General features: G+C 71.6%; 21 protein-coding genes. 16 read left to right on the forward strand and 5 right to left on the reverse strand.

What is annotated here, in order from left to right; translation table 11 throughout:
* Positions 1-20 precede the first annotated feature (20 nt).
* The 4 genes from HD596_RS23390 to HD596_RS23405 all read left to right on the forward strand — a co-directional run bounded on the left by HD596_RS23390 (position 21) and on the right by HD596_RS23405 (position 4,693).
* Positions 21-1,190: an allantoate amidohydrolase gene (locus tag HD596_RS23390; protein ID WP_185071471.1), complete on the forward strand. Its 1,170-nt coding sequence runs from the start codon at positions 21-23 to the stop codon at positions 1,188-1,190.
* Entirely contained in the window at positions 1,181-2,503 is a 1,323-nt protein-coding gene (locus HD596_RS23395; RefSeq protein ID WP_185071472.1) for a formimidoylglutamate deiminase, read from the forward strand. Before HD596_RS23390 ends, HD596_RS23395 begins: the two co-directional genes overlap by 10 nt.
* Positions 2,500-3,645 (forward strand): imidazolonepropionase, encoded by a 1,146-nt coding sequence (gene hutI, locus HD596_RS23400; RefSeq protein WP_185071473.1) that lies wholly within the window; start codon positions 2,500-2,502, stop codon positions 3,643-3,645. Before HD596_RS23395 ends, hutI begins: the two co-directional genes overlap by 4 nt.
* Positions 3,646-3,751: 106 nt before the next feature.
* Positions 3,752-4,693, forward strand: coding sequence for a sigma-70 family RNA polymerase sigma factor (locus HD596_RS23405; protein ID WP_185071474.1), 942 nt, complete (start codon positions 3,752-3,754; stop codon positions 4,691-4,693).
* A gap of 196 nt (positions 4,694-4,889) precedes the next feature.
* Here the strand turns inward: HD596_RS23405 and HD596_RS23410 are convergent, their stop codons facing one another.
* Positions 4,890-5,456, reverse strand: a complete 567-nt coding sequence (locus HD596_RS23410) for a TetR/AcrR family transcriptional regulator (RefSeq protein WP_185071475.1) — start codon at positions 5,454-5,456, stop codon at positions 4,890-4,892.
* A 93-nt stretch (positions 5,457-5,549) separates the two neighbouring features.
* Between HD596_RS23410 and HD596_RS23415 the strand changes: the two genes are divergently transcribed.
* Entirely contained in the window at positions 5,550-6,353 is an 804-nt protein-coding gene (locus HD596_RS23415; protein WP_185071476.1) for an alpha/beta fold hydrolase, read from the forward strand.
* 28 nt (positions 6,354-6,381) lie between these two features.
* Positions 6,382-7,146 carry an MOSC domain-containing protein gene (locus tag HD596_RS23420; RefSeq protein WP_185071477.1) on the forward strand — a complete coding sequence of 255 codons (765 nt, stop codon included), beginning with the start codon at positions 6,382-6,384 and terminating at the stop codon, positions 7,144-7,146.
* A gap of 28 nt (positions 7,147-7,174) precedes the next feature.
* Here the strand turns inward: HD596_RS23420 and HD596_RS23425 are convergent, their stop codons facing one another.
* Positions 7,175-8,104 carry an ABC transporter substrate-binding protein gene (locus HD596_RS23425; protein ID WP_246554715.1) on the reverse strand — a complete coding sequence of 310 codons (930 nt, stop codon included), beginning with the start codon at positions 8,102-8,104 and terminating at the stop codon, positions 7,175-7,177.
* A 203-nt stretch (positions 8,105-8,307) separates the two neighbouring features.
* Here HD596_RS23425 and HD596_RS23430 point away from each other — a divergent pair, with 203 nt between their 5' ends.
* The 7 genes from HD596_RS23430 (at position 8,308) to HD596_RS23460 (ending at position 16,651) form a co-directional block, all read left to right on the forward strand.
* Entirely contained in the window at positions 8,308-9,618 is a 1,311-nt protein-coding gene (locus tag HD596_RS23430; RefSeq protein ID WP_185071479.1) for an ammonium transporter, read from the forward strand.
* Entirely contained in the window at positions 9,615-9,953 is a 339-nt protein-coding gene (locus HD596_RS23435; protein ID WP_185071480.1) for a P-II family nitrogen regulator, read from the forward strand. Before HD596_RS23430 ends, HD596_RS23435 begins: the two co-directional genes overlap by 4 nt.
* Positions 9,940-12,276: a [protein-PII] uridylyltransferase gene (locus HD596_RS23440; protein WP_281398628.1), complete on the forward strand. Its 2,337-nt coding sequence runs from the start codon at positions 9,940-9,942 to the stop codon at positions 12,274-12,276. The genes HD596_RS23435 and HD596_RS23440 overlap by 14 nt, the downstream gene beginning before the upstream one ends.
* A gap of 163 nt (positions 12,277-12,439) precedes the next feature.
* Entirely contained in the window at positions 12,440-15,259 is a 2,820-nt protein-coding gene (locus HD596_RS23445) for a sensor histidine kinase (RefSeq protein WP_185071482.1), read from the forward strand.
* A gap of 21 nt (positions 15,260-15,280) precedes the next feature.
* Complete coding sequence (locus HD596_RS23450; RefSeq protein ID WP_185071483.1) at positions 15,281-15,703, forward strand: roadblock/LC7 domain-containing protein; 423 nt, start codon at positions 15,281-15,283, stop codon at positions 15,701-15,703.
* Positions 15,704-15,729: 26 nt separating this feature from the next.
* On the forward strand, positions 15,730-16,092 hold the full coding sequence (locus HD596_RS23455; RefSeq protein ID WP_185071484.1) for a DUF742 domain-containing protein: 363 nt from the start codon (positions 15,730-15,732) through the stop codon (positions 16,090-16,092).
* Positions 16,073-16,651 carry a GTP-binding protein gene (locus tag HD596_RS23460; protein ID WP_185071485.1) on the forward strand — a complete coding sequence of 193 codons (579 nt, stop codon included), beginning with the start codon at positions 16,073-16,075 and terminating at the stop codon, positions 16,649-16,651. Before HD596_RS23455 ends, HD596_RS23460 begins: the two co-directional genes overlap by 20 nt.
* Here HD596_RS23460 and HD596_RS23465 read toward each other — a convergent pair.
* Complete coding sequence (locus HD596_RS23465; RefSeq protein WP_313044657.1) at positions 16,648-17,436, reverse strand: nitroreductase/quinone reductase family protein; 789 nt, start codon at positions 17,434-17,436, stop codon at positions 16,648-16,650. The two genes, HD596_RS23460 and HD596_RS23465, sit on opposite strands and share 4 nt — an antisense overlap.
* Before the next feature lie 70 nt (positions 17,437-17,506).
* Here HD596_RS23465 and HD596_RS23470 point away from each other — a divergent pair, with 70 nt between their 5' ends.
* Positions 17,507-17,956 (forward strand): MarR family transcriptional regulator, encoded by a 450-nt coding sequence (locus HD596_RS23470; RefSeq protein WP_185071487.1) that lies wholly within the window; start codon positions 17,507-17,509, stop codon positions 17,954-17,956.
* Positions 17,957-17,960: 4 nt separating this feature from the next.
* Here the strand turns inward: HD596_RS23470 and HD596_RS23475 are convergent, their stop codons facing one another.
* Entirely contained in the window at positions 17,961-18,725 is a 765-nt protein-coding gene (locus tag HD596_RS23475; protein WP_185071488.1) for a TetR/AcrR family transcriptional regulator, read from the reverse strand.
* Positions 18,726-18,807: 82 nt separating this feature from the next.
* On the opposite strand from HD596_RS23475, the gene HD596_RS23480 reads away from it, so the two are divergent.
* Together HD596_RS23480 and HD596_RS23485 are read left to right on the forward strand one after the other, a co-directional pair.
* Entirely contained in the window at positions 18,808-19,746 is a 939-nt protein-coding gene (locus HD596_RS23480; RefSeq protein WP_185071489.1) for an ATP-binding cassette domain-containing protein, read from the forward strand.
* Positions 19,743-20,522, forward strand: coding sequence for an ABC transporter permease (locus HD596_RS23485; RefSeq protein WP_185071490.1), 780 nt, complete (start codon positions 19,743-19,745; stop codon positions 20,520-20,522). Before HD596_RS23480 ends, HD596_RS23485 begins: the two co-directional genes overlap by 4 nt.
* A 3-nt stretch (positions 20,523-20,525) precedes the next feature.
* On the opposite strand, the gene HD596_RS23490 is transcribed toward HD596_RS23485, so the two are convergent.
* A complete protein-coding gene (locus tag HD596_RS23490) occupies positions 20,526-20,963 on the reverse strand; it encodes a GbsR/MarR family transcriptional regulator (protein ID WP_185071491.1) in 438 nt (145 codons plus the stop codon).
* Between the last annotated feature and the right edge of the window lie 14 nt (positions 20,964-20,977).

Here is a 20,977-nt window from a genome sequence, read left to right on the forward strand (position 1 = left end):
CCATTCACTACAGTGGGGCCATGCTTGAACCACTCGCGCACATAGGACGGGATCCGGCGACCGGAGGCTACGTCAGGGACGCCTGGTCGGCCGCTGACATGGAGCTACGCGAGTGGTTCGCGGGCGAGGCCGGGCGACGGGGGCTCGACCTGCGCGAAGACCGCAACGGCAACCTCTGGGCGTGGTGGGGCGACCCTTCCGGCCGCCCCGGCGTGGTGACCGGGAGCCACCTCGACTCCGTACGGCAGGGCGGCGCGTACGACGGTCCGCTCGGGGTCGTGTCGGCCTTCGCCGCCCTGGACCTGCTGAAGGAGCGCGGGATCACGCCCGCCAGGCCGGTCGGCGTGGTCTGCTTCACCGACGAGGAGGGCGCCAGGTTCGGGGTGCCGTGCATGGGGTCGAGGCTGCTCACGGGCGTGCTGGCGCCGGAGCGGGCCCTCGCGCTCACGGACGACTCCGGCGACACGCTGGCCGACGTCCTGACGAAGGCCGGGCGGGCGCCGTACGAGCTGGGGCGGGACGACGAGACGCTCGCCACGGTCGGCACGTTCGTGGAGCTCCACGTCGAGCAGGGGCAGGCGCTGGTCCACGAGGGACGGCCGGTGGGCGTGGCCGCGGCGATCTGGCCGCACGGACGCTGGCGCTTCGATTTCCACGGCCGGGCCGACCACGCGGGCACCACCCGGCTGGCCGACCGGGACGACCCGATGCTGCCGTTCGCCCGCATGGTGCTGGCCGCCCGCGCGGGCGCGGCGCGCCGCGACGTGGTGGCCACGGTCGGCAAGGTACGCGTCGCGCCGGGCAACGCCAACGCCATCCCCGGCCTGGTCTCGGCCTGGCTCGACGCCCGCGGGGCGGACGAGGCCGCCGTGCGCGCCCTCGTCGCCGAGCTGGCCGAGGAGGCGCCGGCCACGGTCCGGGAGGAGTCGTGGACGCCGGTCGTCGATTTCGCCGTGCCGCTCAGGGAACGCCTGGCCAGGGTCGCGGGAGGCGACACGCCCGCGCCCGTCCTGCCCACGGGGGCGGGCCACGACGCGGGGATCCTGGCCACGGCGGGCGTTCCGAGCGCGATGTTGTTCGTCAGGAACCCCACCGGCGTGTCCCATTCCCCCGACGAGCACGCCGAGCGGGCAGACTGCGAGGCGGGAGTCGTCGCACTCGCGGACGTGCTGGAGGACCTGTGCCGCTGACCTACTGGTGCGAGCAGGCCTGGCTGCCCGGCGGGGTCGCCGACGGCGTGCTCATCGAGGTCGAGGGCGAGAGGATCGCGAGCGTCGGGCAGGGCCCGCCGGGCACGGCCGAGCGCCTGCCGGGGATCACCGTTCCCGGCCTGGCCAACGCCCACTCCCACGCCTTCCACCGCGCGCTGCGCGGCACCGCCCAGGAGGGCAAGGGCGACTTCTGGACCTGGCGCGAGCGGATGTACGAGGTGGCGGCGGCGCTGGAACCCGACTCCTACCTGCAGCTGGCCAGGGCCGTCTACGCGGAGATGGCGCTGGCCGGGGTGACCTGCGTGGGCGAGTTCCACTACCTGCACCACGGGCCGGACGGCCGCCCGTACGACGACGCCAACGAGATGGGCCACGCCCTCGTCCGCGCGGCCCGCGAGGCGGGCCTGCGCATCGCGCTGCTCGACACCTGCTACCTGACCGGCGGCATCGGCGCCCCGCTCACCGGGGCGCAGCTGCGCTTCACCGACGGCGACGCCGAGCGCTGGGCGGTCAGGGCCGACGACCTGGCGGCGGCCTACGAGGGGCAGCCCGACGTGGAGATCGGCGCGGCCATCCACTCGGTGCGCGCGGTGCCGCCGGAGCAGATGCCGGTCGTGGCCGAGTTCTCCCACCGGCACGCGGGCCCCCTCCACATGCACGTGTCCGAGCAGCCGGCCGAGAACGCCGCCTGCGTGGAGATGTACGCGGCCACGCCGGTCCAGGTGCTGCACGAGCGGGGCGCCCTGGGGCCGCGTTCGACCGCCGTGCACGCCACCCACCTGACCGACGTGGACATCGAGCTGATCGCCCAGTCCCGCACGCACATCTGCATGTGCCCCACCACCGAACGCGACCTCGCCGACGGCATCGGCCCGGCCAGGGCGGCGGCCGACCGGGGCGCGCGGATCACGCTCGGCTCCGACAGCCACGCCGTGATCGACCTGTTCGAGGAGGCGCGCGGGGTCGAGCTGGACGAGCGGCTGCGCAGCGGCAAGCGCGGCAACTGGAGCGCCGCCGACCTGCTCGCCGCCGCGACCGTCGCGGGCCACGCCTCCCTCGGGTTCCCCGACGCGGGGCTGCTGTCGCCCGGCGCGTGGGCCGACCTGGTGTCGGTACGGCTCGACTCCGTACGGACGGCGGGCGCGAGCGGGCCGGAGGCCGTGGTGTTCGCGGCCACGGCGGCGGACGTGCACTCGGTGGTCTCCGGCGGCCGCCGCGTCGTCAAGGACGGGCGGCACCGGCTCGGCGACGCCGGATCCCTGCTGGCAGAGGCGATACGGAGGGTGCGATGAGCACGACGCTGATCGACGGGATCGGCTCGCTGTACACCGGCGACCCCGAGCGCGAGGAGATCCCCGATGCGGCGCTGGTCGTGGCCGACGGCCTGGTCGCCTGGGCCGGGCCCGCCGCCCAGGCCCCCGACGCCGACGAGCGGGTGGACGTCGAGGGCCGCGCCGTCATCCCCGGCTTCGTGGACAGCCACGCTCACCTGATCTTCGCCGGTGACCGGACGGCTGAGTTCCAGGCCCGCATGTCCGGCGAGCCGTACACCGGAGGCGGCATCCGGACCACGGTCGCCGCCACCCGGCAGGCCGGGGACGCCGAGCTGGCCGCCCACGCGCGTGCCCTGGTGGGCGAGATGCTCGCCCAGGGCACCACGACCGTCGAGATCAAGAGCGGTTACGGCCTGACCGTCGAGGACGAGCGGCGCTCGCTGGAGATCGCCGCCGGACTGACTGCTGAGACCACGTTCCTGGGGGCGCACGTCGTGCCCGCCGGCATGGACGCCGACTCCTACGTGCGGCTGGTCGCCGGGGAGATGCTCGACGCGTGCGCCCCGTACGCCAGGTGGGTCGACGTGTTCTGCGAGCGGGGGGCCTTCGACGGCGACCAGACGCGCGAGATCCTGGGCGCCGGGCTCAAGGCGGGGCTGGGGGTGCGGGTGCACGCCAACCAGCTCGGGGAGGGGCCGGGCGTGCGCATCGCCTGCGAGCTGGGCGCCGCCTCGGCCGACCACTGCACCCATCTGACGCCGGCCGACGTGGACGCGCTGGCCTCGTCGGACACGGTGGCGACGCTGCTGCCGGGGGCGGAGTTCTCGACGCGGTCGCCGTACCCGGACGCCCGGAGGCTGATCGACGCGGGGGCGACCGTGGCGCTGGCGACCGACTGCAACCCGGGGTCGTCGTTCACGTCGTCGATGGCGTTCTGCGTGGCGCTGGCCGTGCGTGAGATGCGGATGACGCCGCTGGAGGCCATCAGGGCGGCGACGTACGGCGGGGCGCGCGCGCTGCGCCGTACGGACGTAGGCTGGCTGCGGCCCGGAGCCCGCGCCGACCTCGTCGTGCTCGATGCCCCCTCCTACGTACACCTTGCTTACCGGCCCGGCGTCCCCCTCGTTCACCAGGTGTTTCGCGGCGGTCTCCTCCTTTAGGAGGACATCCAGAACCATCCCTGCGACGTACTGGTTTTGGGAATCTTTGCATTTGGCCGGACGTTGGCCGGGTATAGAACGCAGCTGCGGAACGAGGTGCCTGGGGATGGCAAGGCCTACGGGGAGTCGCACGCAGGAGCAGCACGTCGCCGAGCGCGATCTGCTGGGGACATACCTGGCTGAGATCGGCCGGGTCCCGCTGCTCACGGCGGAGGAAGAGGTGGAGCTCGCCAAGCGGATCGAGGCGGGTCTCTTCGCCGAGCAGCTGCTCGACAGCGGGGGCTCGGAGCCGCGGATCGGGGACGCGGCCGACGAGGAGCTGGAGCGCCTGGCCGTCTCCGGCCAGCGGGCGAAGGACGAGTTCATCCAGGCCAACCTGCGCCTGGTGGTGGCGGTGGCCAGGAAATACTCGGGGCGGGGGATGCCGCTGATCGACCTGGTGCAGGAAGGGAACCTGGGGCTGGTCAGGGCGGTGGAGAAGTTCGACTACCGGCGGGGGTACAAGTTCTCCACGTACGCGACGTGGTGGATCCGGCAGTCGGTGGGGCGCGCCATCCACGAGCAGGCCCGCCCGGTGCGCCTGCCCACGCACGCGGGGGAGCAGATGACGCGGCTCATGCGGGTGCGCCGCGACATGCTGGCGGAGTTCGACGCCGAGCCCACGGACGACGATCTCGCCGAGATCCTCGACCTGCCGATCGAGCGCGTACGCGAGCTGCGGCGCTGGGCCTCCGACCCGGTCTCGCTCCAGCTCGGAGTGGGCGACGAGGACGAGACGGAACTCGGCGACATGATCGCCGACGAGACGTGGGCCGATCCCGAGCAGCAGGCCATCGACATCCTGGAGCGCGAGCGGCTGGACCAGTGGCTGACGGGGCTCGAGGGCGACACCAGCGAGATGCTGCGGTGGCGGTACGGGCTGGTGGACGGGCGCGAGCACACGCTCACCGAGGTCGGGGAGCGCTACGGCATCGGCCGCGACCGCGCCCGCCGCATCGAACGCGACGCCCTGGCCCGCCTCCGCAAAATGGCCACCGCGGCCGCCTGACCGCGCCCACTTACGTCCGACCCTAGGCACTGCCTGGGGTTCGGGCGTTGTCGGGGTTGGGCGCTGTGATGGGCGCGGGTCTCCGCCGCACCACGTCCCGCCGACGCGGCGCTGCGGGGTGACGGGCGCGAGTGGTGTGGCGGGTCGTAGGACGCTCGGGTGTCGCGGCGGTGCGGGGGCGCGGCGGTGCGGCGTCCTAGGGTTGGAGGAGGCGGCGGAGGAATTCTTCGACGGCGGCCATCGCGGTGGTGGGGTCGCCGCCGCGGGCCACCATCAGGGCGCTCTCGTTGACGGCCGCCAGCAGCATGTGCGCGTGCAGGTCCAGGAACGCGGCCGGCACCGCCCCCGTCGCCCCCAGCGCCGCCTTCAGCATCCCGAACGAGTAGCGCTCCTCCATGGCCCGCCACCGCTCCCAACCCATGACGGCGGGCGCGTCGATGAGGACGATGCGCTGGATGACCGGGTCCCCGGCGAGTGAGATCCAGGCCAGCACGCCGGCGCGGAGGGCGGCCGCCGGGTCGGTGATGCCGCGGACGGCCTGCCGGATCTTGCCGCCGATGGCCGACTCCGTGGCCTCCAGCACCGCCTCGAAGAGGGCGTCCTTGCCGGCGTAGTGGTGGTACAGCGCCCCCCGGCTCAGCCCCGACTCCTGCAGCACCACCTCGATGGAGGTGTCGTCGTAGCCCCGGTCGGCGAACAGCCGCGTGGCGATCGACAGGACCCTGTCGCGGGTGGCCGCGCCGCGTTCCGCCTTGAGGTTCATGGATCCACCATAGACAAACCGACTATCAGTCGGTAATTTCATGAACCAACAGCAGACCGACAGTCGGTTTGTAATCCGCCCGAGGAGGGTCCCATGGAGGGCATCAGCTACGTCGACGTGGGGGAAGGGCCGGTCAGCCTGTTCGTGCACGGTGTCGGCACCAGCTCGTACCTGTGGCGCAACGTCATCGCCGCGTTCCGCGACGAGCGTCGCTGCGTGGCCATCGACCTGCCGCTGCACGGCGGCAGCGCCCCGCGCGACGACCTTTCGATCCCCGCGCTGGCCGAGGCCGTCGAGGAGCTGTGCGAGGGGCTCGGGCTCGCCGACGTGGATCTCGTCGCCAACGACACCGGCGGCGCCGTGGCCCAGGTCTTCGCCGTACGCCACCGCGAGCGCCTGCGTACGCTCACCCTCACCAACTGCGACGTGCACACCAACACCCCGCCCGAGGCGTTCAAGCCCACGGTCGACCTGGCCGCCAGGGGCGAGCTGGCCGCGCTCACCGCGCTCGTCCTGGACCGGCCGGAGCTCCTGGCCCAGACCGCGTACGGCGAGGGCTACGAGCGGATCGACGACCCGGCGGCGCTGGTGGAGGCGTACCTGCGGCCGGTCTTCGCCAAGCCCGGCGGCGGCCGGGCCTTCGAGCGCCTGCTGACCTCCATCGACGCCAAGGACCTGATCGCCATCGAGCCGCAGCTCACCGTGCTGACCGTGCCGACGCTCCTGGTCTGGGGCACGGGAGATGTGTTCTTCGACGTGAGCTGGGCCCGGTGGCTGCGGGACACGATCCCCGGCGTCAAGGAGATCGTCGAGATCGAGGGCGGGCGGCTGTTCTTCCCCGACGATCGGGCGGACGAGCTGGTGCCGCATCTGAGGCGGTTCTGGGCACAGCCGTAGGCTCGGGTCGCAGCCGTAAGATCGCCTCATGTACCTGGAGGCGCTGCGTCGCTACCCCGTCAAGTCGATGCTGGGGGAGGAGCTGACCGAGAGCGAGGTGACCGAGCGCGGGCTGGCCGGGGACCGGGTCCGGGCGGTGCTCGACGTCGCGACCGGCAAGATCGCCAGCGCCAAGAACCCCCGCCTCTGGCGCGGCCTGCTCACGGTCGAGGGCGCCGGAGCCCCCGGTGACGAGGAACTGTCGAGGCTGCTCGGGCGGGAGGTGCGGCTGATCGACGTGCCTCCGGAGGGCGCCGAGTTCGAGCGCTCGGTGCCGGAACGGGTGCTGGCCGAGGGCATCGAGGCGGAGGTCCCCCACACCGCCGGCACGCTCGGCGGCGCCTCACCCGCCGGGACGTTCTTCGACTTCGCCCCCATCCACCTCGTCACGACCTCGGCGATCGCGCGGATCGGCGCGCTCGGCCCGCGCGGCACCGTCGAGGCCCTCCGCTACCGGCCCAACCTGGTGATCGGCACGGAGGCGGAGGGATTCGTGGAGAACCACTGGGTGGGGCGTGAGCTGCGCATCGGTGACGAGGTGGTGCTGGCGGTGATCGTGGCCAGCCCGCGCTGCGCGGTGCCGACGCTCGAACACGGGAGCCTCGGGCGCGATGCCGACGCGCTGCGCACGGTGGCCAGGCACAACCGGGTACCGGTGTTCGACATGGGGCCGCAGCCCTGCGCGGGGGTGTACGCGCGAGTGGTGCGGCCCGGGAGGGTCAGGAAAGGCGACCGGGTACGCCTGGACGCGTAGCGCCGCCGACCCCGTGTGACCCCGTGACCTACGACGCCAGCGGCGTGAGGTACTTGTCCAGGTCGTCCAGGATCTTGCCGGCCGCCGTGACTCCGATGCCGGTCATCCAGATCTCGTCGTCCACGTTGTGCGCGTTGTTCGACTTGACCGCGCCGAGGTTCTTCCACAGCGGCCCGCCGGTGACCGTGGCCTGCGACTTGGCCGCCGCCTCCCCGTACGCGGTGTAGAAGATCGCGTCGCCGTCCGCCTGGGCGATGTTCTCCTGGCTCAGCTTGCCGAAGCGCTTGTCGGCCTGGCCGGCCAGCTTCTGCACCTCCGGCCGCTGGATGCCCGCGTCACCCACCACGATGCCGCTGAAGGACTCGGGCCCGTACATGCGGATCTCGGTGGGCATGAACCGCACGATGCTCACCTTCAGCTTCGAGAACTTCGCGCCCACCTCCTTGGCCCGCGTCTCGAAATCCGACAGCAGCTTCTGGGCCTGGTCCTTCTTGCCCAGCGCCTCGGCGTCGAGCAGGAAGTTGTCCTTCCAGGTGATGCCGACCTTCTCGGTGAACACGGTCGGCGCGATCTTGCTGAGCTTGTCGTAGAAGGCCGCCTGCCGGAACTTGCTGCCCAGGATGAGGTCCGGCTTGAGCGCCATGATGGCCTCGATGCTGGGGGCCTGGGTGGTGCCGACCGCCTTGGTGGCCGACAGGGCCGAGCCGAGGTAGGCGGGCCAGTTCTGGTTCTGGGACGCCTGCGCGGCGCCGACCGGGGCGAGGCCGAGCGAGACCATCGTGTCGAGCTTGTCCGTGTCGAGCACCACCACCCGCTTGGGGGTCATCGGCACCTTCGTCTCTCCCATCGCGTGCTTGACGGTCCGGGTCGGTCCTGCCTCCTGCGAGGACGTCGAGGTGCCGCAGGCGGCGAGGGCGAGGACGGGGAGCATGGCGGCGACGGCCAGGCGAAGACGCATCGGCATTCCTTGATCGAAGGTTAGGCAAACCTAAGTATCTCATGGCTGATATTGCTGAGCCGAAATGGGAGGTGTGAGAACACCGAAACGCGGCCGAAACACCAGTGTGGCGAGATTCACGAATGTGAAACACGCCTGGTCGAGTCATGAAACCCCGGACGAACACGCTGTGGCCACACGTCACATGTAAGGAGGGTCGCGTCGTGAAGATCGATAGCGGCACCACAGCCTGGATGCTCGCGGCCACCGCGCTGGTGTTGCTGATGACTCCGGGTCTCGCTTTCTTCTACGGGGGCATGACCAGGGCCAAGAGTGTCCTGAACATGATGATGATGTCGTTCGGCGCCATCATCACGGTGACCATCGCCTGGGTGCTGTTCGGGCACTCGCTGGCGTTCACCGACAACCCCAGCTCGGCGATCAACAACGTGGTCGGCGGCTTCGACGCACTCGGCCTGCAGAGTCTGGTGGACACGGCCACCAAGGACGACGGCACCGGCATGCCGAGCCTGGTCTTCTCCGCCTTCCAGCTGACCTTCGCCATCATCACCGTCGCGCTGATCAGTGGCGCGATCGCGGACCGGGCGAAGTTCGGGGCGTGGATCCTCTTCTCCATCCTCTGGGCGACGATCGTCTACTTCCCGATCGCCCACTGGGTGTGGGGCACCGGCTGGCTCAACACGATGGGCATCGAGGACTTCGCGGGCGGCACGGTCGTCCACATCAACGCCGGCGCCGCGGGCCTGGCCCTGTGTCTCGTGCTCGGCAAGCGCGCCGGCTGGCGCAAGGAGCCGATGCGGCCGCACAACCTGCCGTTCGTCCTGCTCGGCGCGGGCCTGCTGTGGTTCGGCTGGTTCGGCTTCAACGCCGGCTCCGAGCTGGCCGTCGACGGCACGGCCGGCCTGGCGTTCATGAACACCCAGATCGCCACCGCGGTCGCCGCGGGCGCCTGGCTCGTCGTGGAGAAGCTGCGCGACGGGCACGCCACCAGCCTCGGCGTCGCCTCCGGCGCGGTCGCCGGTCTGGTCGCCATCACCCCCGCCTGTGGTTTCGTGGACCCGTGGGCCGCGATGCTCATCGGCCTGCTCGCCGGTGTCCTGTGCGCGTACGCCGTCGGCCTGAAGTACAAGCTCGGCTTCGACGACTCCCTCGACGTGGTCGGCGTGCACCTGGTGGGTGGCGTCATCGGCGCCGTCTCGCTCGGCTTCCTGGCCGCGTACCCCTTCCTCGACCAGCAGAGCAAGGGTCTGTTCTACGGCGGCGGCTTCGGCCAGCTGGGCCTGCAGGTGCTCGGCCCGGTCGCGGTCGGCGGCTACTCCTTCGTCATCACCTGGGTTCTCGGGAAGATCATCGACAAGACGATGGGCTTCCGGATCTCCACCGAGGACGAGCGCACCGGTATCGACGTCACCGCGCACGCCGAGACGGGGTACGACCTCGGCACGGTCTACGCCTCCGGCGTGACCTCCCCCAACGGGCCCACCGCCCCGGCAGCTAAGAAGGTGGACGCATGAGGCTCATCACGGCGATCATCAAGCCTTTCAAGCTCGATGACGTGAAGGCCGCACTCGAACAGTTCGGCATCAAGGGCATGACGGTCAGCGAGGCGAGCGGCTACGGCCGCCAGCGCGGCCACACCGAGGTCTACCGCGGCGCCGAGTACCAGGTCGACCTGGTGCCGAAGGTCCGCCTGGAGGTCCTCGCCGAAGAGGATGACACCGAGGACGTGATCGACGTCATCGTCAAGGCGGCGCACACCGGCAAGATCGGCGACGGCAAGGTCTGGTCGGTCCCGGTGGACACCGTCGTCCGTGTTCGCACGGGAGAGCGGGGTCCTGAGGCCCTGTGACCCGGCGGGGCTCGGCCGAAACGACGGATCCACGGCGACGCCCGGACGACGGCGTCCGGGCGGAGCCCAGCAAGCGGCTCGGCAAGGGGGCAGAGCATTGAGGGGAGAGGCCCGTTCGTACGCCGCGGCCCGCAAGGAGCGGACCGCGGACACCGACCGCTGGCTCAAGGATCTCTTCCGCACGGCGAGCGACGGCGACCACGTCTCACTGGTCGCCGTCGGGAGCCTCGGGAGGGGCGAACTGGCACCAGGCAGCGACCTCGACCTGGTCCTGCTGCACAACGGCCGGCCCGACGTGGCCAGGATCGCGGACCGGATCTGGTATCCGGTCTGGGACTCCGCGGTCAACCTCGACCACTCCGTGCGGACGGTCGAGGAAGCGGTGAGCGTCGCCAGGCAGGACCTGAAGGCCGTGCTCGGCCTCATCCAGGCCCGGCACGTGGCCGGCGACGCCGAGCTGACCAGGAAGGCCAGGGAGGCGGTGCTGGCCGAGTGGCGGGCCGACTCCCGGCGCCGGCTCGGCGAGCTGCGTGACGCGGCCGACAAGCGGGCCCAGGTCAGCGGTGAGCTCGCCTTCCTGCTGGAACCCGATCTCAAGGACGGGCGCGGCGGGCTCCGTGACGTCCAGGCCATGCAGGCGGTGGCCGCCGCCTGGGTCGCCTCGGCGCCCGGGCCAAGGGCGCGCGAGGCGTACGAGTTCATCCTCGACGTGCGGCACGCGCTGCACGTCGTCACCGCCCGCGGCACCGACCGGCTGGTGCTGCAGGAGCAGGACGCCGTGGCGGGGGTGCTCGGCCTGCTCGACGCGGAGGCGCTCATGCGCAGGCTCGCCGAGGCGGGCCGTACCATCTCCCACGCCTTCGACGGCACCTGGCGCACCGTTGACAGGCTCCTGTCAGGCCCCGCTCCCCGAGGCCGCCGCCCGCTGGCGGACGGCGTGGTCGAGCACGCCGGCGAGGTGGTGCTCGCCAGAGGGGTCGACCCGCGCAAGGATCCCGTGCTGGTGCTGCGCGCCGCCGCCGCGGCGGCCGACTCCGGGCTGCCGCTCGCCCCCGCGACGGTGTCCGTGCTCGCAGCTCAGTCGCCTCCCATGCCGGTGCCGTGGCCGGAGGAGGCCCGCGACTCGCTGGTGTCGATCCTCGGCGCGGGCCGCGCCGCCGTGCCCGTGTGGGAGGAGCTCGACCAGGCGGGCATCCTTGTCAAGTTGCTTCCTGACTGGGAACGCGTACGCCACCGTCCCCAGCGCAACCCGATCCACCGCTTCACGGTGGACCGGCACCTGATCGAGGCCGCCGCGAACGCCGCCAGCCACACGCGCGAGGTCTCCCGTCCGGACCTCCTGCTGATCGGCGCGCTCCTGCACGACGTCGGCAAGGGCTGGCCCGGGGACCACTCGGCCACCGGCGAGGTCGTGGTCCGCGACATCGCCACCCGCATCGGCCTGCCCGCGCAGGACGTCGACACCCTCGCCACCGTCGTACGCCACCACCTGCTGCTGCCCGAGACGGCCACCCGCAGGGACCTCGACGACCCCGTCACGATCGAGAAGGTCGCCGCGACCGTGGGCACCCGGGAGGTCCTCGACCTGCTGGCCGCGCTCGCGGTCGCCGACGGCAACGCGACCGGGCCGGCCGCCTGGAACAGCTGGAAGGCCGGGCTCGTGGCCGACCTCGTGCGCCGGGTCAGGTCCGTGCTGGCCGGCTCGCCGCCGCCCAAGCCGCCGACCCTGTCGGCCGATCAGACCGCGCTCGCCCGGCACGGCGGCGGGGCCGTCCGCGTCAACGGGGGAGCCGTCACGGTCGTCGCCCCCGACCGGGTGGGGCTGCTCTGGAGCGCCGCCGGCGTGCTGTCCGCGCACCGGCTCATCGTGCGCTCCGCCTCGTCCGCCTCCGCGGGCTCCACCGCGGTGATCGAGTTCTCCGTCATCCCCGAGTACGGCTCCCCGCCGGACCCCGCGACGCTGGAGTCCGATCTCCGTCTCGTCCTTGCCGGCCGTCTTGACATCGAGCAGCGGCTGGCCCGCCGGGCGCGGGCCATGCGGCCGCCCCGCGTACCTGTGGCCCCACCTCGGGTGACACTGGTCGACGACGCTTCCGCGACCGCCACCGTGGTGGAAGTCAGGGCCCATGACAGGCCGGGACTTCTGTGGCGTATCGGACGGGCGTTCGGCGAGTGCGGTCTTGACGTGAGGGCCGCTCGCGTGGAGACTCTCGGCGCGGAGGCGGTGGACGTCTTCTATGTCGTGGATCGCGCCGGTCGCCCCCTCAGCGACGCCGTGCAGAGGGCGCAAGTCCGCGATCAGGTCCTGGCCGCACTGCGATAACCAACAGCACACGACTACCGGTCACATGTGTAACGATTGTGTCCGAAATGCCCGGTAAGTCAGAAGCTGCGGATACCTTGTGGACGGCTTGAAGGCCCGTCGGGGACGGGACGATTGAGGGGTAGCGGAAGCAGTGACGGGGAACTCCGACAGCGGCCCAGCCGTGAAGCGGGACCGCGCAAAGCGGCCGCTGCCACGCCTGGGCCTGAGAAACTGGCGCGTACGGTGGCGGCTCACCGCCCTGATCCTGGTGCCCACCATCGCCGGCGTCGTGCTCGGGGGAGCGCGAGTCGTCGGATCGGTCCAGAGCATCGGCGCCTACGACCGCACGGCGACCGGGGCGGAGCAGGCGGGCCATATCCGCGACCTCCTGCAGGCGATCGGGCTGGAGCGTGACACGGGCGGCTGGATCGGCGCCAACCGCGCCATGCGCAAGAAGCTCGCCCAGCCGCTCGCGCAGCGCAAGGCCGCGGTGGACGCGCTGGTCAAGACCGTCAGCGCCGACCTCGACACGATCGACGACTCGTACGGTCCCCGCATCGTCAAGGCCGCCCAGCAGGTGAGGTACGACCTGGGCCGGCTGCCGAGGATCCGCGCCGAGGGCCAGACCGCGACCATCCGGTACGACTTCCTCACCGACACCCTGCTCAAGCTGCACGACGAGCTGAGCCTGCTGTCCGACGACCCGCAGATCATCGGCCAGTTCCGCGCCCTGAGCGCGCTCGCCGCGGCCAAGGAGGAGATCTCCCGGCAGCGCGTCCAGCTGCTCCAGGCCTCCTACGACACCCAGCGCGTGGACGCCAAGGAGGTCGAGCAGTTCATCGCCTCCAACGCCCGCGAGCAGAGCGACATCTCCGAAGTCGGCGCGGAGGCCGGCGTCGAGGTCGGGCTCCAGCTGTCCAAGGCACTCACCTCCCAGCCCGAGTACGTCAACGTCCAGCTCACCAAGTCGCGCGCGGTCACGCTGGCCAGCGGCCGGGCGCCGGGCGCGCGGATCAGCGACAACCTGATCTCCGCCAACGGCAGCCGCGAGCAGTGGTTCAACGAGAACTCCGTCTCCATCGACGTGCTGCACGGCATCGAGAAGGAGCTGGCCGGGCAGGTGAGCCTGCGCAGCAAGGAGCTGCGCGAGTCGGAGATCCGCAACGCGATCGTCGCGGGGATCCTGATCCTGGCGCTGCTGCTGCTGGTCCTGCTGCTCACCGTGGCCATCGCCCGCTCCATGGTCACCCCGCTGCGCCGGCTGCGTACTGAGGCGCTGGAGGTGGCCGGCTTCCGGCTCCCCGACGTGGTGCACCGGCTGCGGGCCAGCGGCGACGCGTCCGTCGGCGAGGTACGGCCGATCGAGGTCGACGGCAACGACGAGATCGGCGAGGTCGCCAGGGCCTTCGACCAGGTGCACCAGCAGGCGGTGCGGCTGGCGGGCGAGGAGGCCGAGCTGCGCAGCAACATCAGCTCGATGTTCGTCAACCTCTCGCGCCGCACCCAGACGCTGGTCGAGCGGCAGATCTCGCTGATCGACGGCCTGGAGAAGGGCGAGCAGGACGGCGCCCGGCTGGCCGACCTGTTCAAGCTCGACCACCTGGCCACCCGCATGCGCCGCAACTCCGAGAACCTCCTGGTCCTGGCCGGCCACGAGGCCACCCGCCGGCGCAGCCAGCCGGCCAAGCTGGTCGACGTCGTACGCGCCGCGCTGTCGGAGGTCGAGGGCTACGAGCGCGTCCAGGTCAAGGTGCACCGGGCCACCTCCGTGCTCGGCAGCGCCGCGAACGACCTGGTCCACCTGGTCGCCGAGCTGGTCGAGAACGCCATCCAGTTCTCCCCGAGCAACTCCCAGGTCGTCGTCACCAGCAGCCTCATCGAGGGCGGCGGCGCGCTGCTGTCGGTGAGCGACACCGGCATCAGCATGACCGAGGAGGAGCTGGCCGAGGCCAACCGCCGCCTGGCCGAGCCGCCCGTTGTGGACGTGTCGGTCTCCCGGCGCATGGGCCTGTTCGTGGTCGGCCGCCTGGCGCTGCGCCACGGCATCCGGGTCCAGCTCAGGAAGGGCGAGGGCGCCGGTCTGATCGCGATGGTGCTGCTCCCGCCCACGCTGATCGTCGACGGCACGCAGCAGCAGCCGCTGCCGCAGCGACCCGCGTTCGGCGGCGGCACCGTGCCCACCCCGGCGAGCCCGCCCGTGCAGAACGGGACGTTCCGGTCGTTCGGCAGCTTCGACTCCTTCGACGGCGGCCGGCGCCCCGCCGGGCCCGCCCCCAGGCACGGTTTCCCGACTCCGGAGAGCACGCCGGGACCGCGCTCGTTCGACAGCTCGTTCGACAGCGGGCCGTACCACTCGGACCCCGGCAGGGCCGGCGTGAACGGATTCACCGCCGACACCGACGGCGGCTCCTACCGCAGGCAGACGCCCTCCCTCGACTCCGGCGTCTTTCCCTCGCTCCCCAGCGCGGGCTCCTACCCATCCGGAAATGGCGCGTTCCAGACGCCTCCGCCGCCCCCGTCGTACCCCACGAACGACGTGCGCAGGCCCGACCCGACGCCCTCGGTCGAGGTGTCGCCGATGGAGCCGGAGCAGGAGGAGTTCCTGCCGATCTTCGCGGCGGTGGAGTCCGCCTGGTTCCGCCGGCCGCCGGAGGAGGCGGCGCCGCAGGTGACCAGAGATGGTGAGGACAAGCCCTCGCAAGCCGTACCCTCTGGGGAGGAAGCGTGGCGAACGGCGGCCGACGCCGGTTGGCGCGCGGCGGCCGCTGCCGTCGAGCCCAGCCTCGGCGGCATCACCGCCGCCGGGCTACCGAAGCGCACCCCCAAGGCCAACCTGGTTCCCGGTACGGCGAACCAGCAGGCGCAGCCGCAGCAGCCGCAGCGGCCGGCTCCGATGCCGCCCGTGTCGGCGGATCGGATGCGCAGCCGGATGGCCAGCTACCAGCAGGGTGTGCGACGGGGCCGCCAGGAAGTACGTGGACAGGAGGAACAGAGTGAGTGAGCGTCCCGCCGGGGAGGATGCGTGACAACCCTTAGCCACGAGGCGAACAGATTCGACTGGCTGATCACCGACTTCGTGCGTAACACGCCCGGAGTCGCGCATGCCGTCGTCGTATCGGCCGACGGCCTGTGCCTGGCCGCCTCCGAAGGCTTCCCGCCGGACCGGGCCGACCAGCTCGCCGCGGTCTCCGCGGGCCTGCTGAGCCTGACCGTGGGAGCGTCCAGGGTGTTCGAGGGCGGCTCTGTGACGCAGACCGTCGTCGAGATGCAGCGCGGCCTGCTCATCGTCATGGCGATCAGCGACGGCTCCGTCCTGACCGTGCTGGCGGGCCCCGACTGTGACATGGGCCTGGTGGCGTACCAGATGACGCTGCTGGTGGACCGGGCCGGGCAGGCGCTCACGCCGGCCCTGCGGGCTGAGCTCCAGGCCGCCAGGACCCGGTGATGTGATGGAACTGATGGGAGAGGGCCGTGTACGGCGTTGACGGAGCCGGGGACGAAGAGCCCCTGTTCCGTCCTTACGCGGTGACGGGCGGCCGGTCCGAGCCGCGCTATCACCTCGCGATGGAGACGTTGATCTCGTCCATGTCGATCCCGGACGACGAGATGGCCATGCTCACCCCCGAGCAGGAGGCCATCATGCAGTTGTGCAGGTCGTTCCGGTCGGTTGCCGAGATCTCGGCCCTGCTCCGCGTCCCGCTGGGCGTGGCCAGGGTGCTCGTGGCGGACATGTCCGATGAAGGGCTCGTCCGCCTGCACCAGCCACGCCTCAGCCAGGGACAGCCAGACCTCAACATGCTCGAAAGGGTGCTCAGTGGACTACGCAGGCTCTAGCCCCGGGCTGACGTCGACGAAGATCGTCGTCGCCGGTGGGTTCGGCGTCGGTAAGACGACGTTCGTGGGGGCGGTGTCCGAGATCCTGCCGCTCACCACAGAAGCGGTGATGACGGACGCGTCCGCGGGCATCGACGACCTCGGTCTCACCCCCAACAAGCAGACCACCACGGTGGCCATGGACTTCGGCCGCCTCTCGCTCGACCGCGACCTGATCCTCTACCTGTTCGGTACGCCCGGGCAGCACCGGTTCTGGTTCATGTGGGACGACCTCGTACGCGGCGCCATCGGCGCGGTCGTGCTGCTCGACACCCGCCGGCTCGCCGACAGCTTCCCCGCCATCGACTACTTCGAAGAGGCGAAGCTGCCGTTCGTGATCGGCGTCAACGGCTGGGACGGGCAGTTCCCGCACGCCGAGCAGGAGGTCAGGGAGGCGCTCGCCCTGTCGCCGCACGTGCCGATCGTGCGTACCGACGCCCGCAACCGCGAGTCGGTCAAGGCGACGCTGATCTCGCTGGTGGAGCACGTCGTACGGCTGCGTGCCGCACCCGTGCGCTAGCTCCAGGGAACGCTCTCCAGCGCGTTGAGCACCGGCACCAGCTGCTGCTCCTCGTAGGCGAAGTGGGCCTCCATCTCGCCGGCGATGCGCTCCAGCGTCGCCGGCTCGGGGGCCTGCCGCAGCTCGGCGACCAGCCCGGCGATCACCGCGTGCTCGGCGCGCAGCCGGTCGAGCGGCTCCTTCAGCTCGGGGAAGAGCTTCTCCAGGTGCGGGAACGCCACCCGGTCCTCGCCGTTGTGGTGGAAGGTCATCGCGTCGCAGAAGGCCAGGCAGTGCGCCCGGAGATCGCCGGCGGGCGCCCCCTGGCGGACCTTGGCCAGCTCGCCCCTGAGGTGCTCGTGGATCCTGGCCAGCTCGTCCCCGAACGCCTCCAGCCGCTCGCGCTCCGGGTAGAGCGCGATGACCGGGATGACGCGCTCGGTGTTCTGCTGGTACGTGGCGAAGGCCGGATTGATCGCGGCCTGGCGGGCGTACAGGCGGTCGCGCTCCTCGCCTTCGAGCGGCACCGCGCGGGCCGCGAACCGGTCGGCTCCCAGCTCGACGATGACCCTCGGGTTGGCGAGCACGTTGTGGTACCAGGCCGGGTTGGCGGCGCCGCCCGCGTTGGAGGCGAACACCAGGACCCGCTCGCCGTCCCTCAGGTAGACGGCCGGGTTGGTGCGCCGCCGGCCCGTCCTGGCGCCCGTGGTGGTGAGCAGCACGAGGGGCGCGCCCTCGAACATGCCGCCCACCTTGCCGCCGTTCGCCCGGAACTCCTCGATCACCTGCTGATTGAAATCGGTCACGTCATATCCTTGGACGAGGCTTCGTATTTGCTTTGCAAGCAAAGCTAATTTAGACATCAAGGTGTTGGACATGTCAACAGACGGCTTGAGCGTGGACGACGGGATCAGGACGCTGCTGCTGCTGATGCCGCGGATGGTCGGGCGGGCCAAGCGGCTGGGAGTGCCCCCCGAGCTGCAGTCGTTGTCCCTGGCGCCCCGGCACCTGTCGCTGCTGGCCTACCTGCTGTTCGACGGGCCGATGACGGTGAACGAGCTGGCGGCCCGGCTGGAGGTGGCGCCCGCGACGGTCAGCCTGATGGTGGGGGACCTGAGCAGGAAGGGCGTCCTGGAGCGGCGCGAGGACGACGCGGACCGGCGCCGTACGATCGTGAGCATCGCGGACCGCCACCAGGAGTCGATCAACGAGTGGCTCGGCTACGGCGCCAAGGCCTGGCGCGAGGCCCTGGAGCCGCTCACGCCGGAGCAGCGGCGGATGTTCGTGGACACGCTGATGGCCTACGAAAAGGCCCTCTCGGGCTGAGCTGTCAGGCTGAGCGGCGGCTTATCAGGGCCTCGATGCCGTCGAGGACGCGCTGCAGGCCGAACTCGAAGGCGTGCTCCGGGCTGTAGGCGGCGTTGAGGGCCTCGCCCGCCGCCTGGCCGACGCGCGCGGCCGTGGGGTAGCGGGCGACGTCGGTGATCCGGCTGAGGAAGGGCGCGTGCGCGGCCCACCACTGCTCGTCGGTCATGCCCGTCAGGCTCTCGGCCTGCGCCGCCTCGACCGCGCCGCGCGCCGCCCCGTGCACGAACCCGGTGACCAGCGTGATCACCGAGTCCATCTCCAGGTCCGTCAGCCCGATGCCGTCCACGGCGCGCAGCTCGTAGTCGTACTTGGCCGTGACGTTGGGCCCGAGCACCGGGCGGCTGGCCGCCACCTGCAGCATCCACGGATGGCGCAGGTAGAGGGCCCAGTTCTCCCTGGCGATCTGCTCCAGCCGGCCCCGCCACCCGCCGGGCACGTCCTCCGGCCTGGCCGTCTCGCCGTAGACGGTGTCGAGCATGACGTCGAACAGCTCGGGCTTGCCCGGCACGTACGTGTAGAGCGACATCGTCCCGACGCCCAGCCGCTCGGCCACGCGGCGCATGGACAGCGCCTGCAGCCCCTCGGCATCGGCCACCTCGATGGCCGCGCGCACGATGCGGCCGACGCTCAGCTCGGGCTTGCCCTTGCGGCTGGCGCGCTCGCTGGTGCGCCAGAGCAGCGCCAGGCTGCGCGCGGGGTCGCCCTTTCCCGAGTACTCAACGGTCACATGCGTACGGTACACCGTACGGTTGCCGCCTTGAACCGTATGCTGTACGGTACGGCGTACGAAATCGAGGGAGGGGACACGCATGCCGGCGGTGCTCGCGCAGGACCTGCGCAAGAAGTACGGCGACAAGGCCGCGCTCGACGGGATCGACCTCGACGTGGGCCGGGGCACGGTCTGCGGCCTGCTCGGCCCCAACGGCGCGGGCAAGACCACGACCGTCCGCATCCTCACCACGCTCCTGCGCGCCTCGGGCGGCCGCGCGGAGGTGGCGGGGTTCGACGTGGCGACCCAGCCCCGGCAGGTACGCCGCAGCATCGGCCTGGTCGGCCAGCACGCCGCCGTGGACGAGATCCTGACCGGGCGGCAGAACCTGGAGCTGTTCGGCCGCCTCTACCACCTCGGCCCGGCGCAGGCCCGGGCCAGGGCGGACGAGCTGCTGGAGCGGTTCGGGCTGGACCACAAGGGGCCGGCCAAGGAGTATTCGGGCGGCATGCGGCGCAGGCTCGACCTGGCGGCCAGCCTGATCCTGGCGCCGCCCGTGCTGTTCCTCGACGAGCCGACGACGGGGCTGGACCCGCGCAGCCGCACGGAGATCTGGCGCGCGGTGCGCGACCTCGTCGCCGGCGGCACCACCGTGCTGCTGACCACGCAGTACCTGGAGGAGGCCGACCAGCTCGCGGACCGGATCGCGGTGATCGACGCCGGGCGGGTGGTGGCCGAGGGCACGCCGGACGAGCTCAAGTCCAAGCTCGGCGGCGACCGGCTCGACGTGGTGATCCACGACCCGGCGCGGCTCGACGAGGCCGCCGGGATCGTCGGCGGGGCGGCCTCGGGACCGGCCGAGGTCGACCGGGACACCCGGCACGTGAGCGCGCCGGTGAGCGACCGGGTGCGGGCGCTCACGGAGGCGCTCGCGGCCCTGGCGGCCGCCGGGATCGAGGCCGAGGACGTGGCGGTGCGCCGCCCCACGCTCGACGAAGTCTTCCTGAACCTCACCGACCGCCGAGGGGGCGCCGTATGAGATGGGCTCTGGCAGACGGCTGGACCGTCGCCCGCCGCGACCTGATCCACTGGGCGAACCAGCCGATGACGGTGGTGTTCGGGATCCTCTTCCCGGTGGTGATCACGTTGGCCTTCGGCTACCTGTTCGGCGGCGCGGTCAAGGTGCCCGCGGGGGCCGACTACTTCGCCTTCCTCATGCCCGGCATGTACGGCATGACGATGCTCTTCGGTCTCAGCGCCACGATGATCGCCGTCGCCACCGACGTCTCCAAGGGCGTCACCGACCGCTTCCGCTCGATGCCCATGGCGCCTTCGGCCGTGCTGATCGGCCGGGCCGTCGCCGACCTGCTCAACTCGGTCCTGATCCTGGCCGGGCTGCTGGTCTGCGGCCTGGCGGTGGGCTGGCGGCCGTCCTCCTTCCCGGGCGCGCTGGGCGCCGTGGGCCTGCTGCTCCTGCTGCGCTTCTCGCTGCTCTGGGCCGGCATGTACCTGGGGCTGCTGCTCAGGGACCCGGGCGGCGTGGTGGCGATCCAGGTGCTGGAGTTCCCGGTCGGCTTCCTGTCGAACGCCTTCGTCGCCCCCGACACGATGCCGGGCTGGCTGGGCGCGATCTCGGAGTGGAACCCGCTGTCGTCCACGGTGGCGGCGGCCAGGCAGCTCTTCGGGAACCCCGGCTGGGGCGGCGACTCCTGGGTGGCCCAGCACGCCGTCCTCATGGCGGTGCTCTGGCCGGTGGCGATCACCGCCGTCTTCTTCGTCCTGTCGGTACGCCTCTACCAGCGGCTCGACCGGTAGGCGTCACCTGACCTGGTGGGTGAGGAGGGCGATGGAGTGCTGGGCCGAGCGGATGCGCCGGGTCCGCTCCTCGTCCTCCCCGCCCAGCTCCAGCCCCTCCTCCGCGATCTCCCCGAACGCGGCGAAGGAGGCCAGCCGCTGCCGCACGACCTTCTCGAACGCGTCGTCCTCGATGCGGTAGTACGTGGTGCGCTCGCCCGGCCGGGTGTGGCGCCGGACGAGGCCGATGGAGGTCAGCAGGCGCAGGTTGGACGTCATGGACGCCCGGCTGGCCCCGATCGCGTCGGCGATCTCGCCGGCGGACTGCTCGGCGGGGGTGCAGATCAGCAGCCAGCCCAGCACGCGGCCGGTGATGGGCGCCAGGCCCCAGGCGTCGCCGCAGAAGGTCGCCACGCGCTCGACCCACTCGAGCGTCCGCTCGCGGTCGTCGGAAGGAGCCATGGGTTCAGCTTAGG

The sequence above is a fragment of the Nonomuraea jabiensis genome, assembly GCF_014204795.1.
In the GTDB taxonomy this organism is placed as follows: Bacteria; Actinomycetota; Actinomycetes; order Streptosporangiales; family Streptosporangiaceae; genus Nonomuraea; species Nonomuraea jabiensis.